At 70.1% G+C, this 13,797-nt stretch carries 12 protein-coding genes; 7 read left to right on the forward strand and 5 right to left on the reverse strand.

The annotated features are described in order from the left end of the window. Window positions 1-17 precede the first annotated feature (17 nt). The 5 genes from ACH4YP_RS35205 (at window position 18) to ACH4YP_RS35225 (ending at window position 5,291) form a co-directional block, all read left to right on the forward strand. Complete coding sequence (locus ACH4YP_RS35205; protein ID WP_398494949.1) at window positions 18-1,250, forward strand: Ig-like domain-containing protein; 1,233 nt, start codon at window positions 18-20, stop codon at window positions 1,248-1,250. Between the two features lie 235 nt (window positions 1,251-1,485). Continuing rightward, window positions 1,486-2,733, forward strand: a complete 1,248-nt coding sequence (locus ACH4YP_RS35210; RefSeq protein ID WP_361059856.1) for an Ig-like domain-containing protein — start codon at window positions 1,486-1,488, stop codon at window positions 2,731-2,733. A 131-nt stretch (window positions 2,734-2,864) separates the two neighbouring features. After that, complete coding sequence (locus ACH4YP_RS35215; RefSeq protein ID WP_398494951.1) at window positions 2,865-3,632, forward strand: enoyl-CoA hydratase/isomerase family protein; 768 nt, start codon at window positions 2,865-2,867, stop codon at window positions 3,630-3,632. A gap of 284 nt (window positions 3,633-3,916) precedes the next feature. Beyond that, window positions 3,917-4,525 carry an ATP-binding protein gene (locus ACH4YP_RS35220; protein WP_361059934.1) on the forward strand — a complete coding sequence of 203 codons (609 nt, stop codon included), beginning with the start codon at window positions 3,917-3,919 and terminating at the stop codon, window positions 4,523-4,525. A gap of 118 nt (window positions 4,526-4,643) precedes the next feature. Next, window positions 4,644-5,291, forward strand: a complete 648-nt coding sequence (locus ACH4YP_RS35225; RefSeq protein WP_361059861.1) for an ADP-ribosyltransferase — start codon at window positions 4,644-4,646, stop codon at window positions 5,289-5,291. A gap of 67 nt (window positions 5,292-5,358) precedes the next feature. Here the strand turns inward: ACH4YP_RS35225 and ACH4YP_RS35230 are convergent, their stop codons facing one another. Then, the gene (locus ACH4YP_RS35230) at window positions 5,359-5,997 is read right to left on the reverse strand and encodes a GNAT family N-acetyltransferase (RefSeq protein ID WP_398494952.1); all 639 of its coding nucleotides are present in this window, start codon (window positions 5,995-5,997) and stop codon (window positions 5,359-5,361) included. A 243-nt stretch (window positions 5,998-6,240) separates the two neighbouring features. On the opposite strand from ACH4YP_RS35230, the gene ACH4YP_RS35235 reads away from it, so the two are divergent. After that, entirely contained in the window at window positions 6,241-6,453 is a 213-nt protein-coding gene (locus tag ACH4YP_RS35235) for an EF-hand domain-containing protein (RefSeq protein WP_361059867.1), read from the forward strand. Window positions 6,454-6,636: 183 nt separating this feature from the next. Further along, entirely contained in the window at window positions 6,637-7,299 is a 663-nt protein-coding gene (locus ACH4YP_RS35240; RefSeq protein WP_398495153.1) for an NADPH-dependent F420 reductase, read from the forward strand. 67 nt (window positions 7,300-7,366) lie between these two features. Here the strand turns inward: ACH4YP_RS35240 and ACH4YP_RS35245 are convergent, their stop codons facing one another. From ACH4YP_RS35245 to ACH4YP_RS35260, 4 genes are all read right to left on the reverse strand, one after another. Continuing rightward, window positions 7,367-7,924 carry a glycoside hydrolase family 25 protein gene (locus ACH4YP_RS35245; protein ID WP_361059873.1) on the reverse strand — a complete coding sequence of 186 codons (558 nt, stop codon included), beginning with the start codon at window positions 7,922-7,924 and terminating at the stop codon, window positions 7,367-7,369. 213 nt (window positions 7,925-8,137) lie between these two features. Continuing rightward, on the reverse strand, window positions 8,138-11,554 hold the full coding sequence (locus ACH4YP_RS35250; RefSeq protein ID WP_398494954.1) for a S8 family serine peptidase: 3,417 nt from the start codon (window positions 11,552-11,554) through the stop codon (window positions 8,138-8,140). A gap of 168 nt (window positions 11,555-11,722) precedes the next feature. Beyond that, window positions 11,723-12,520, reverse strand: coding sequence for a L,D-transpeptidase family protein (locus ACH4YP_RS35255; RefSeq protein ID WP_398495154.1), 798 nt, complete (start codon window positions 12,518-12,520; stop codon window positions 11,723-11,725). Beyond that, complete coding sequence (locus ACH4YP_RS35260; RefSeq protein WP_398494956.1) at window positions 12,517-13,785, reverse strand: Ig-like domain-containing protein; 1,269 nt, start codon at window positions 13,783-13,785, stop codon at window positions 12,517-12,519. Before ACH4YP_RS35260 ends, ACH4YP_RS35255 begins: the two co-directional genes overlap by 4 nt. Window positions 13,786-13,797: the final 12 nt, after the last annotated feature.

Genomic DNA, 13,797 nt, shown 5'->3' on the forward strand with positions numbered 1-13,797 from the left:
TCGTCGTTGGGCCCCACGTGATGCACGCACAGACGCGCGCGGCGCGCGCAGGGGCCGCGCTGGCCGCCGTACTGACATGGGCCGGGCTGCTGGCCGGAGCCGCGGGATGCACCTCGCACGGCGTGGACAAGGTGCTCGGCAAGCCCCGTTCGCCCGAGAACACGATCCGTGTCTCGCCGGACGACGGCAGCAGGGCCGTACGCCCCGAGGAGAGCCTGCGGGTACGGGTGCCGGCCGGACGCCTGGAGTCGGTGAAGGTCGTCAGGTCCCAGGACGCGCAGGACTTCCCGGTGCCGGGCCGGATCGCCGACGACGGCATGACCTGGCGCCCCGACGACCCGAAACTCGCCCTGGCCGCCAAGTACTCGGTCGACGCGGTCGCGCTCGACGGCCACGGCCGGCGGGTGGCCCGGCACGCGACGTTCACGACGTACGTCCCCGACGAGCGCTTCATCGGTTACGTCATGCCCGAGAACCGCTCCACGGTCGGCACCGGGATGATCGTTTCGCTGGACTTCAACCGCGTGATCGAGAACCGCGCGGCCGTTGAGCGTGCCGTCCGTGTGACGTCCGTGCCGGAGGCGGAGATCGCCCCGCACTGGTTCGGCGAGAAGCGGCTGGACTTCCGGCCCGAGGAGTACTGGAAGCCGGGCACGAAGGTCACCGTGGCGCTGCGGCTGCGTGACGTCGAGGCGGCCCCGGGCGTGTACGGACTGCAGTACAAGACCTTCTCGTTCACGGTCGGCCGCAGCCAGGTCAGCCTCGTCGACGCCGCCGCCCACACCATGGAGGTGCGCCGCGACGGCGAGGTCCTGTCCACCGTGCCGATCACCGCGGGCGCCCCCAAGAGCACGACGTACAACGGGAAGATGGTGGTCACCGAGATGCTGGAGGTGACCCGGATGAACGGCGCGACGGTCGGCTTCACCGACGCCGACGGCAAGGGCGAGTACGACATCCCCGACGTGCCGCACGCACTGCGCCTCACCACCTCCGGGACCTTCCTGCACGGCAACTACTGGGCGCAGGACGTCTTCGGCACCGCCAACGTCAGCCACGGCTGCGTGGGCCTGCGCGATGTGAAGGGCGGAGGCTCCGCGACCCCGGCGGGCTGGTTCTTCGACCGCAGCCTCATCGGTGACGTCGTCGAGGTCGTCAACAGCAATGACAAGAAGGTCGCTCCTGACAACGGCCTCGGCGGGTGGAACATGGGTTGGAAGGCCTGGAAAGCGGGCTCCGCGGTGAAGTAGACCGACATAGGGGTACGGACAAGATGTGCGCCGGTGGTGCCACGGGCTGTTGAAGTTGGGACTGAACAGTGACAATCCCGGGAGGTCAACGCTCCTGCCGGTGTGATTAATTAGCGCGATACACGCGTGGGACGTGGCTGTGAGCTGCGGGCTCCCGCCATGGGCCCAGGCATCACGGGGCGACCATCGATGGTGAGTGCGGGCCTTGATCAGGCCGTGCGAGGGGAGAACGAACTTGAACGGGCGACCGATATCGGGGGCGTCGGTTGGCGCGCGGACACGGCGTGGAAAGGGGGCCCTGGCGCTCGCGTTGGGGACTCTGATGCTCGTAGTGACCGCCTGCGGCGGGGGAGGGGACTCGGGTTCCGGGTCCGACTCGGGGAAGGGCGGGGACAAGGACTCCGGCCAGGCGGACACCAAGGTCTCGCAGGCGGTCGTGACCGTGGCCCCGAAGGACGGCGCCGGCGGCGTGAAGACCAGCGGCGCGCTCAAGGTGACCGCGGCCAAGGGCAAGCTGACCGAGGTCGAGGTCGAGGACACCAAGGGCAACCTGGTCGAGGGGAAGATCACCGACGGGGGCGCGACCTGGACGCCCGACACTCACCTCGCCGCGTCCACCAAGTACAAGGTCCACGCGGTGGCCAAGGACTCCGAGGGCCGTGAGGCGGCGGAGGAGTCCGCGTTCACCACGCTGACCCCGAAGAACACGTTCGTCGGCATCTTCACGCCGGAGGACGGCTCGAAGGTCGGCGTCGGAACGACCTTCTCGGTCAACTTCACGCGGGGGATCACACACCCCGAGGACGTCGAGAAGGCGATAGACATCAAGACCGAGCCGGCGGTCGACGTCGAGGGCCACTGGTTCGGCAACGACCGCCTCGACTTCCGCCCCGAGAAGTACTGGAAGCCCGGTACGAAGGTCACCGTGAAGCTCAACCTCGACGGCGTCGAGGGCAGGCCCGGTGTCTACGGCGAGCAGGCCAAGACCGTGAAGTTCACGATCGGCCGCAGCCAGGTCTCCACCGTCGACGTCAAGACCAAGAAGATGACGGTCAAGCGCGACGGCAAGGTCATCAAGACCATCCCGGTCACGACCGGCAAGCCCGGCTACGAGACCTGGAACGGCCAGATGGTCATCACCGAGCGCCTCCGGGTGACCCGGATGAACGGTGAAACGGTCGGCTACGGCGGCGAGTACGACATCAAGGACGTGCCGGACGCGATGCGCCTGACCACGTCGGGCACCTTCATCCACGGCAACTACTGGGGCGGCGACGCCTTCGGCAACTACAACGCCAGCCACGGCTGCATCGGCCTGCGTGACCAGCGCGGCGGCGGCGACCGCGGTGCGCCGGCCGCGTGGTTCTTCGACCGCTCGATCGTCGGTGACGTGGTGGTCGTGAAGAACTCCAACGACCGGATCGTGGACCCGGACAACGGGCTCAACGGCTGGAACATGTCGTGGGAGAAGTGGAAGGCGTGACGGCCCGGGGGCGGCACTGACCGCGCTTCTCCCTTGCCCGCCCTGTCGCGGCTTGTACGGCCCCGGTGTGCTGCTCCTCTGTGACGCAGCACACCGGGGCCTTCGCCGTTAGCCTTCGTTAACCTGCCTTCATGACTGTGCATCTCGAAGTCGCCGAAGGTGTCGGCACGATCCGTCTCGACCGCCCGCCCATGAACGCGCTGGACGTCGCCACGCAGGACCGTCTCAAGGAGCTCGCCGAGGAGGCCACGCGCCGCGAGGACGTGCGCGCGGTGATCCTCTACGGCGGCGAGAAGGTGTTCGCGGCGGGCGCGGACATCAAGGAGATGCAGGCCATGGACCATGCGGCGATGGTCGTACGGTCCCGGGCCTTGCAGGACTCCTTCACCGCCGTGACCCGCATCCCCAAGCCGGTCGTCGCCGCGGTCACGGGTTACGCGCTGGGCGGGGGCTGCGAGTTGGCGCTCTGCGCCGACTTCCGCATCGCCGCGGACAACGCCAAGCTGGGCCAGCCGGAGATCCTGCTCGGGCTGATCCCGGGCGCGGGCGGCACCCAGCGCCTGTCCCGTCTGATCGGCCCCTCCAAGGCCAAGGACCTCATCTTCACCGGCCGCATGGTCAAGGCCGACGAGGCCCTGTCGCTCGGCCTGGTGGACCGCGTCGTACCGGCCGACGAGGTGTACGCCGAGGCGCACGCGTGGGCCGCGAAACTGGCGCAGGGGCCGGCGCTCGCGCTGCGCGCCGCCAAGGAGTCCGTCGACGCGGGTCTGGAGACGGACATCGAGACCGGGCTCGCGATCGAACGCAACTGGTTCGCGGGGCTGTTCGCCACCGAGGACCGGGCGCGGGGGATGAAGAGCTTCGTGGAGGAGGGGCCGGGCAAGGCGAAGTTCCTCTGACCGGGTCCGAGACGGAGGGTTGTGGGTGCCTGCGGCGAGGGGCTGTGGGTGTCCGCGGCGAGGGGCTGCGGGTGTCCTGGGCAAGGGGTCGTGGGTGCCGTGAAAGTCACCCGCCGAATTCCGCTGATCCACTTGCAGTTGACGCGATGTCTTACCCGCGTCCCTCGAAGGGGCGGTTTATCCGAGCCTTAAGGCAACCTTAAGGCTGCCTTGTCGGGGGCGGTGGGCGATTGCCTCGGGCGAGGTTGTTTCCGCAGGCCGGGCGGGTTGTGGCCATTCCTGAACTGCCACTGGCATATGCCGATCGAATCGCGCGGAATGGGGGGTTCCGGGGGGCGTATTCCTCCGGAACGCCCCCAACGAGGCCTCTGGGCGGCCATGATGGGGGCATGGCGGGGCTGGAGGGTATCGAACAGCCGCGGCGGCACGGGAGTGCGACCGCGGCGCGCTGGTCGCCCGCGGTCGAGGACGAACACGCGCTCAAGGCGCTGGAGTTGTTCGGCAATCCGACCGAGGGGGAGGTGCCGTTGCCTTCCCGGCCCGAGTCCGCGGCCACCGCGCGTCGGCTCACCCAGGTCGTGGTGCTGCGTCACTGGGGGCTCTCGCCGAAGATGACCGAGGACGCGGTCCTGCTCGTCTCGGAGCTGGTGGGCAACGCCGTGCGGCACACGGGTGCGCGGGTGTTCGGGCTCCGTATGCGGCGCCGCCGGGGCTGGATCCGTGTCGAGGTGCGTGACCCCTCCCGTGGTCTTCCCTGCCTCATGCCGGTCCAGGAAATGGACGTCAGCGGCCGAGGCCTCTTCCTCGTCGACAAACTCTCCGACCGCTGGGGCGTCGATCTCCTGCCTCGCGGCAAGACGACGTGGTTCGAAATGAGGGTGGCGGACCGCTAGGTTCTCGCCCCCCACCTACCGATCGAGCCAGTCGGCAACGGCAACGCCCGTCGGCGCCGCGCCGCCGTACGAGTGAAGATCCACGGGCCGCCCCCGCGGAACCGGGATCGTGCTCTTCATGATCACAACTCGCCTGCGGCGGCGGGCCGCTGCCGTCGTCCTGTCCCTGACGGCCGTCCTCGCGACGTCCGCCGCGACACTTCCGGCCCCCGCGCCCGCCTCCGTTCCCGCTCCCGTCACCGGTCCCGCGAAGGCACCCTTCGCCGCGAAGGCCGCCGCTCCCACCTGTCCCCAGTTCGCCGACCCGGTCCACGCCGCCGCGGACCGCCGCGTCGAGGTCGACCGCATCACGCCCGAACCGGTCTGGCGCAAGACCTGCGGCACGCTCTACCGCAGCGACGGCCGCGGCCCCGCGGTCGTCTTCGAGCAGGGCCTCCACCCCAGGGACGTCATCAACGGCCAGTACGACATCGAGCAGTACGTCCTGGTCAACCAGCCCTCCCCGTACGTCTCCACGACGTACGACCACGACCTCTACAAGACGTGGTGGAAGAGCGGCTACAACTACTACATCGACGCCCCCGGCGGCGTGGACGTCAACAAGACCATCGGCGACACCCACAAGTGGGCCGACCAGGTCGAGGTCGCCTTCCCCGGCGGTATCGAGCGGAAGTACATCATCGGCGTCTGTCCGGTCGACAAGAAGACCAAGACGGAGATCATGAGCGACTGCGAGAGCAACCCGTATTACGAGCCCTGGCACTGAGCCCTCGTTGCGGGTCCTGGCCTCCGACGAGGCCTGAAGCCGGCCCGCCGCTCCAGGCGCTCCCGTCCTAGCGGGCGATCAGCAGTGCCTCCGCCCCCACCGGTCGGAACCCGGCCGCCTGGAAGGCCCGTACGCTGCGGGCGTTCCCGGCGGCCTGCTGCGCCCAGACCGGCTCGCCCCCGCCCAGGTGCCGGGCCGCCACCGCGAGGGCCCGCCCCAGCCCCCGGTGCCGTACCTCCTCGGCCACCTCGATCGCGGCCTCCAGCCGCCCCGCGACGCCGCGCCCCAGGACGAGTACGCCCCCGTCGGCGGCCCACACCCGCACGTCGTCGCGCCGCTCGCGGGCCCGGGCGACCCGGGGATGGCCAGGATCGTCGAGTTCCGTCAGCCGCAGTGGCGGCGGGCCGGCCAGCGGCGCGGCGACCGTCAGCAGGTCGATCGTGTCCGTCGTACGCCCCGTACGTTCCATGAACGCTGCCAGGAACCGCGGGTTCATGGTCGCGGCGAGCGGATCGCAGTCGGCTGTGGCGAGCGTTTCGCGAACCCACCCCTCCCCCTCGTCGGTGAAGACGACGGAGTGCGCGGTGAAGGCGATGACCCCGGCGTCCCGGTGGGCGTGCTGCGGCACGACCGTCGTACCGCCGTCCGGCGGCGGGAAGACTCCCCGCGCCGCCGCGTCGAGAATGTCCCGCAGAGTGCCGGCCACCGCGCCGCCCCTTCCCTCGCCCGTCAGCCGAGTCTCCACCCACTGGAAGGCCCGGACTCCACCCCATGATCGACGATTCATGCCGAACTCGCCCGCTTCCGGGAGCTGTTGGCGCTTGTACGGGGGGCCGAACCGCTGCCCGCGCATCGGGAGGGGTTCGCGTGGGTGGTCGCCGCGCTCCGCGCTCGGCTCGGCAGCTAATCTGACCTCGGCAAGTACGGCACATCAGAAGGGGCGGGTCCGGTGGCGGACATCGAGGAAGCACGCAAGGCGTTCGAGCGCATCGACGTGGACGGGGACGGCTACATCACCGCCGCCGAGTTCAAGAAGGCCCTGGCCCAGGGCGGCGACTGGAACGTCACCGAGTCGGTGGCCGAGGCCGTGATCGCCTCCCAGGATCTCAACGGCGACAAGCTGCTGTCGTTCGACGAGTTCTGGTCCCACCTGAACAAGTAGCCGAACGCGAGGGGCGCTCCCGCCGGACGGGCGGGGGCGCCCCTTTGCCATGCGGGGTGCGATCCGCTGTGCGGCCTTTCGGGTGATGGCCCGGAACAGCCTGCTTGTGCTGGAATAGTCCGCTTGCCCCGGAGGTTGATGCTCCACATCGGAGTCATCGACCCCCGGAAGGGCGCGCGAGCCATGAAGATCGGCATCATCGGAGCGGGCAACATCGGCGGCAACCTCACCCGGCGGCTCACCGCCCTCGGCCATGACGTGTCCGTCGCCAACTCCCGGGGTCCCGGGACCCTCACCGCACTGGCCGAGGAGACCGGCGCGACGCCCGTCCCGGTCGAGGAGGCGGCGCGCGGCGCCGAGGTCGTCGTCGTCACGATCCCCCTGAAGGCGGTGCCCGGCCTGCCGTCCGGGCTCTTCGACGAGGCCGCCGAGGGGGTCGTGGTCATCGACACCGGCAACTACTACCCGCGGCAGCGGGACGGCAGGATCGCCGGGATCGAGGACGAGGGCCTGACGGAGAGCCGCTGGACGGCCCGGCAACTCGGCCGCACGGTCGTCAAGGCCTTCAACGGCACGTACGCCCAGGACCTCCTCGACCGCCACCGCCCGGCCGGCGCCCCGGACCGCACGGCCCTTCCGGTGGCCGCCGACGACGAGTCCGCCAAGCAGGTCGTCCGCGACCTCATCGACGAACTCGGCTTCGACACGGTCGACGCGGGCTCCCTCGACGACTCCTGGCGCCAGCAGCCCGGCACCCCGGTCTACGGCCTCCAGGAAGGCGCGGACGCGGTGACGAAGGCCCTGGCGGAGGCACCCCGGGAGCGCCCGGCGGACTTCCGGGCGTAGGGCTCGGGCGCCGCCGGCCTCGACCTCCGACCGCCGTAACCTCAGCCAATAGAGGTCTCTGGACGCGTCAGGCGTTCTCGGCCCATTCGCGTAGAGCGGTCTTGCTGGAGAAGTCCGCCACGTTCTTGTCCAGCGGATCGTCGGTGTACTGGTGGAAGCGCCACTCGGCCTGGATCCGCGGTTTGCCCGCGGTGACGTAGTCGGCGATCCATAGGCCGTCACCGGCATACGAGGTCGTGTCGACGTTCAGCCAGTAATTGCGGTTTGCGTACAGGATCACCCGGTTGTTCGGCCGGAGTTCCTTCACCTTGCGGATGAAGCGGTCCTTTTCGGCGTTGGAAGCGTGGGTGCCGTCGCCTGTCGTCTCCCAGTCGACGGCGAGGATGTCGCCCGACTTCTCCGGAGCCTTGCTGACGAAGTACTCGGCCTGGGCGGTGAGGTTGCCCGGCCAGAGGAAGTGGTAGAAGCCGACGACGCAGCCGGCGTCGCGGGCCCGCTTCGTCTGCGCGCTCAGCTTCGGGTTGACGTACGTGCGGCCTTCGGTGGCCTTGACGAAGACGAAGGACAGGCCTTCGGTGCTGTACGTGGACGACTGGTAGCCGCTGACGTCGATGCCGCGCAGCATGTGGTTCCTCCGTGCGGTGGGGGGACGGGTACTGGTTACTGGAGGTGCCTGTGGGGGGCAACTTCCTTTGCTCTTCCCCCACTTCGCCCGTCCCATCCTCGGCCCTCGGCGATGTTCCCGGCCGGCCCACCGGGAGGGCGGTGGGACGAACTCGCCCGGGGCGGTGGTCGAACACCGGCCCGGGCGAGATGGGTTGCGAGGTCCCGCGTCAGGTCACCCGGTGGTGAGGTAGGCGCGTTCGATCGTCTGGACCAGGGTGTTGCCGGCCTTGTCGGTCAGTTTGGCGCGCAGCGAGACGGAGCCCGCCTTCGCCGGGTGCTTCAGGGAGAGGTGGGTGCCGCCGACGGCCTTGGTGGGCTGCCAGGTGGTGCCTTCGTCGTAGGAGACCTCGAAGGCGAGCTTGGCGGGCCGCTGGCCGGCCGCCGCGCCCTGGACGGTGAAGGGGACGTCGAACCGCTTGCCGGCCTTCGCCGTGCTGGACAGGCTGAGGTCGGGTGAGAAGCGGATCACCGACAGCGGCAGCGGTGTCGTGTCGTCCTCGGGGGTGGTGGCGGAGCGGAAGGTCCACTCGGTACGCACGCGGGTGCTGACCGGGTACACCGCGGGATCACGGGACGCGTCCACGGTCAGTTTGTACGCGCTGTCCTGGGCGGGGACGGTGTACTCGGTGAGCTCGATCGGCGGGCCGTAGTTGTCGGGGATCTCCTTGCCGTCGGCCTGGAGCGAGCTCGTCACCGAGGTGTAGCCGCTGTCGCCCCAGTGTCCGGCGCCGTCGCCGAACTGCGGCAGATAGGCCCTGATGACATTTCCGTACCGAATGATGCCGGGGTCTCCCTGCTCCGGTCCGGAGTCACCCGTGGCGGGCAGGGTCGGTCCGAAGACGCCGACGTTGAACCGCTCGGTGTAGCTGTGACCGGCCTGCCAGATCCTCGGCATCCGCATCAGGAAGGTCTCGAAGTGCGCCTCGCGGCCCTCGCCGAACACCTGCCATGTCCGGAGGGACCACTTGATCCCGTTGTCGAGAACGTAGTCGACGGTGCTCAGCGGCAGCTCGGCGTGCAGGGCGTCCACGCTGTAGATCAGGTTCCCGTCGGCGGTGTGCGGAGACACCTCGACCTGGACACTCCTCCCCGCGACGGGTGCGCCGGCCTGGAGATCGATCTTGGCGAGCTGGTTCTTCCGGACCTTGGCGGCGAAGCCGTCCAGGCCATCGGGGCGGTTCCAGGCCAGGTGGTAGGTGACCGGCCGGCCCTCGGCGTCCTTACGGGTCCAGTCGCCGGCGAACACGGCGGGCGCCTGGTCGGCGGACACATCGGGCCCGAGCTGTCCGAAGGTCGTGCCCTTGAACGTGGGCAGGAGGAACTGCATTTCGCCCGGGCGCAGGCCCTTGCCCCTGGCGTAGCTGAGGTAGGCCGTGGCTTCGGTGTTCTCGGCCGCCGGGTCGGGCACGGTGATGTCCACCGGCCGCGCCTGCCGGGCGTCGACCGTGAAGGTGGTGTCCCGGTCCAGGGTCAGCTTCGGCTGCACCAGGATGGAGCGGGTGGCGGATTCGGAGGACGGGTGGATCATCCCCCTGAGGGCGTAGTCGCCCTTCGGCAGCCGCACCGTGAGCTCGCCGTCCTGCTCGTCGGCGTATGCGGCGTAGAACTCCGAGCCGAGGTCGGAGACGACGGTGGCGGCGTCGCCGGCCGGCACGCCGTTCCCGTCGATGTGCTTGATCGTCAGGTCGTACGACTCGGCCTCGCGTTTCACACCGACAGCGGTACGCACCTGGACCTTGCCGTCGGCGGAAGTGGCCTGCACCGAGCCGCCGAAGGAGCCGTCGGCGCTGCCGGCGCGGGTGTCGGCGGTGACGGAGGCGTTCGCGGTGCCGCCCGCCGGGACGGTGACCTGCTGCGGCGACACGGCGAACATGCCCTGGTCGGCGGGCTTGCCGTCCACCGAGCGGGCGTCGACGGAGAGGTCCAGGGTGACCGGTTCGGTACCGAGGTTCTTGTAGGTGACCTGCTTGGTTACCGGCTGGTCATCCTCGTGCGGCCACTGCTGGAGACCGAAGTCGAGCGGCTGCTGTTCGGTGACGACGCTCTGGTCCAGTGCCCGGACCAGGTCGGTGCGGCCGGTGCCCTGCTGGAAGGAGCTGTACGCGCCGGGCTTGGCCGAGCCCGTGAGGACCGCCTTGAGACGCTCACCCGTCCAGTCGGGATGCTGCTGGGCCAGCAGCGCGGCGGCGCCCGCGACATGCGGGGTCGCCATGGAGGTGCCGCTGATGGTGAGGTAGCCGGGTATGTCGGAGGGGTACTCCCTCTCCAGGACGCTGCCAGGGGCCGAGGCGGCCGTGATGTCGACACCGGGCGCGGTCAGGTCGGGCTTGACCCCGCTGTCGCCGATGCGCGGGCCGCGGCTGGAGAAGTCGGCGAGCGCGTCCGCCTTGTCGACCGCGCCGACGGTGAGCGCGGCATCCGCACTGCCGGGCGAACCGACCGTGCTCTCACCAGCCCTGCCCGAGTTTCCGGCCGCGATGACGAAGAGGGTGTCGCTCTCGGCGGAGAGCCGGTTGACCGTCTCCTCCAGCGGGTCGACACCGGGCATGTCGTCGCCGCCGAGGCTGAGGTTGACGACGTCGGCCCCCTGGGCCACCGCCCACTCCATGCCCGCGATGACCCCGGAGTCGGAGCCCGAGCCGTCGTCGCCGAGAACCTTGCCGTTCAGGATCTTCGCGCCCGGGGCGACACCCTTGTACTTGCCGCCGTCCTTGGCGCCGGTGCCGGACACGGTGGACGCCACGTGCGTGCCGTGGCCGAACTTGTCGCCGGGGCCCGACGATTCGCTGAAGTCCTGCTCGGCGGTCACCTGGCCTGCGAGGTCCGCGTGCGTGGTGTCGATGCCGGTGTCGAGGACGGCGACCTTGATGCCGGTGCCGTCGTATCCGGCGGCCCAGGCGGTCGGCGTGCCGATCTGCGGCACGCTCTTGTCGAGGCTCGCCTTGCGTTTGCCGTCCAGCCACACCTTCTCGACGGCCGTCGAGGAAGTGAACTCCGCTGCCTCGTCGGACTTTCCGCCACTACCGGTGACGGTGTTCCAGAAGTCGGCGCCGCGCTTCTTCACGGAGCGCATCGCCTTGCCGTTGACCACCGGCAACGCCCGGCCGATCTTCGCCCCGGCCCCGGTGAACGGGGACATCGAGGGCGCCTTCTTCCCCTTGAACGTGACGATCAGGGGTACGTCGGTACGGCCCGCGTCGTCGTATCCGTCCGCGACCAGCTGGGTCACGTCGAACAGGCGGGCGTCCAACCTGCCCTGTGCCAGCAGCAGTTCGGCATCACCGGGCACGACCCGGGTGTGACCGTCGACCTCCCGGACGGAGAACGGCACCTTCTCCCGGCCCTCGCCCCGGACCACACCGGTGACCTTCCCGGCACCGTCCACCATGACCCGGTCACCGGTGACCAGCGTCACCGACTTCTGCGCACCGGCCTTACCGGTGCCGCTCGTGACCTGGGCCGAGATTTCGGAACGTCCGGTTACCGGCGTACTGGCCGACGTACCGTCCGAGGCCGCCTGGGCGGCCCCGCCCGGGAGGGCGGCGGCCAGTAGCAAGGCTGTGGAGGTCAACCCCGCCGCCGCTACCATCGCCCTTCTTCGTTTCGCGTCCAACTCCACCTGAACTGCAGGTCGCAGGTCTCTCACAGGTCGTCGATTTCCGTTCTCTCTTGGTTTGTGATCGGTCGGTCGTCATCGGTCGGTCGTCATCGCTTGGTCGCGACCGACCGGTCGTGGTGTTGGTCGTGGTGCCGGTCGTCACCGTTCGAGGGACGTGCGGTCCCCCATGGCGATCACCGGGTGCAGCGCCGGGTCGAGCGTGCGCAGCAGCTCCTTCATGTGCTGCGGTGCCAGACTCACGCAGCCGTGGGTGGGCCCTCCGTGGTCGACGTGCAGCCAGATGCCGCCGCCGCGGTTCGCGCCGAGCGGGCGGGTCCAGTCGAGCGGGGAGGTGCCCGGCTCGCGGTTGTAGTCGATCGCGACGACGTAGTCGAAGGAGCCGGCGAGCGGCTCGCCCTCGAATCCGGTGCCGCCGATGGTGAAGCTGCCGGACCGGTCGTAGGGCAGCTTCGTGCCCGGGTCGGCGAGCAGTCCGCCCGCGTCGCTGAGGGTGAACACACCGATGGGCGAGTGCAGGTCACCCGCGTAGTGGTGGTCGGTCCAGCCCTTGAGCGCGTTGTGGGCGGCCCAGGTCTGCCCGACGGCCCAGCCGTCGTCGTCGGAGCGCTGGTACAGGACCACCTGCGACTGCGGGGAGTTCTTGCCCTTCCCGGTGACGATGAGGACCTGCCGGGCGTTGTCGGGGATCTCGGCGAGCGTCCGGGGGCCGAGGCCCGGCAGGCGGGCCGGTGCGGAAGCGCTCGGGGACGCGGATCCGGCGTGGGCCGTGCCGGGCGCGGCAGCCCGGACGGCCTGCGCACCGGCGGTGGCCGAGGGGACGCTCCCCACCGTCGTCCCGGCGCCGGAGCCGCCGCACCCGGCCAGGGCGAGGGTCAGGGTCAGGGCCGCGGCGGGAACCGGCAGACGGGAGCCCACGGAGGAGAAGAGGCGCCTCATCGCGCCGAGCCCGCCGTCCACTCGCTCCACGGCATGTTCCAGCCGTTGAGTCCGTTGTCGGGGGCGATCACCTTGTCGTCGGAGTTCTTCACCACGACCACGTCGCCGATGAGGGAGTTGTCGTAGAACCAGGCGGCGTCCTGGCCGGAGTCGCCGCCGCCCTTGGCGTCGTTGAGCCCCACACAGCCGTGGCTGATGTTGGAGTTGCCGAAGACGGAGTCGGCGCCCCAGTAGTTGCCGTGGACGAAGGTGCCCGAGGTGGACAGCCGCATGGCGTGCGGGACGTCGGGGATGTCGTACTCGCCGGCGAAACCGACAGTGGCGCCGTTCATCCGAGTCGAGATGAGCTTCTCGCTGATGACCATCTGCCCGTTCCAGGTGGGCGACGAGGCGGCGCCCGCGGTGATCGGTATGTTCCGCACGGTGCTGCCGTCCCGGACGACCGTCATGGTGTGCGCGGCGGCGTCCACCGTGGACACCTGACCGCGCCCGACCTTGAACCGGAGGGTCTTGTCCTGTTCGCCGTACGCGCCGGCGGCCCCCTTCACTCCGGCGAGGCGGATCCTGACGGTGACCGTGGAGTTGGCCTTCCAGTACTCCCGTGGCCGGAAGTCGAGGCGCTGCCCGCCGAACCAGTGGCCCACGACGGTCTGCCCGCCGTCGGTACTGATCTCGACGGCGGACTCGACGGCCTTCCTGTCGGTGATCGGCTTGTCGAAGGTGAACGAGACCGGCATGCCCACCCCTACCGTGGAGCCGTCCTGCGGGGTGTAGGTGCCGGTGAACCGGTCGGCCTCGGCAAGGGTCGTGAACGTCACGCTCTTCGTCGTGCGTCGGCCGCCCGCGTCGGCGGCCACGGCGGTCAGCCGGTAGGTCGTCCCGTGCTTCAGTTCGCCCGAGGGAGCCCAGCTCTTCCGGTCCGGGGACCGGTCGCCCGGCACCGCCTCACCGTTCGCGGTGGACAGGGACACCTGGGTGATCGTGCCCCCTTCGACGGTGACCCGGCCGCCGGCGGCGACCGGGACATGCTCCTGCCCGTCGGTGGCGCGCAGTTCCAGCCGGGCACCGCTCGCCGCTCCGGCGGCCTGCGCCGGTGCCTTCGCCGGCTCGTCGGCGGGGTTCTTCGCGTCCGACGCCCCGGTGCCGCAACCGGCCAGCAGACACACCGAGACGGACAGCAGGGCCAGGGCGGACCGGGCCGGGACGCGACGGGCCGGGACGCGACGGGGCGGGCCGGCGTGAGGTGTGGATTCTCCGCTGTGCATGGGGCCAGAGTG

Source organism: Streptomyces sp. NPDC020747 (assembly GCF_044334695.1).
In the GTDB taxonomy this organism is placed as follows: Bacteria; Actinomycetota; Actinomycetes; order Streptomycetales; family Streptomycetaceae; genus Streptomyces.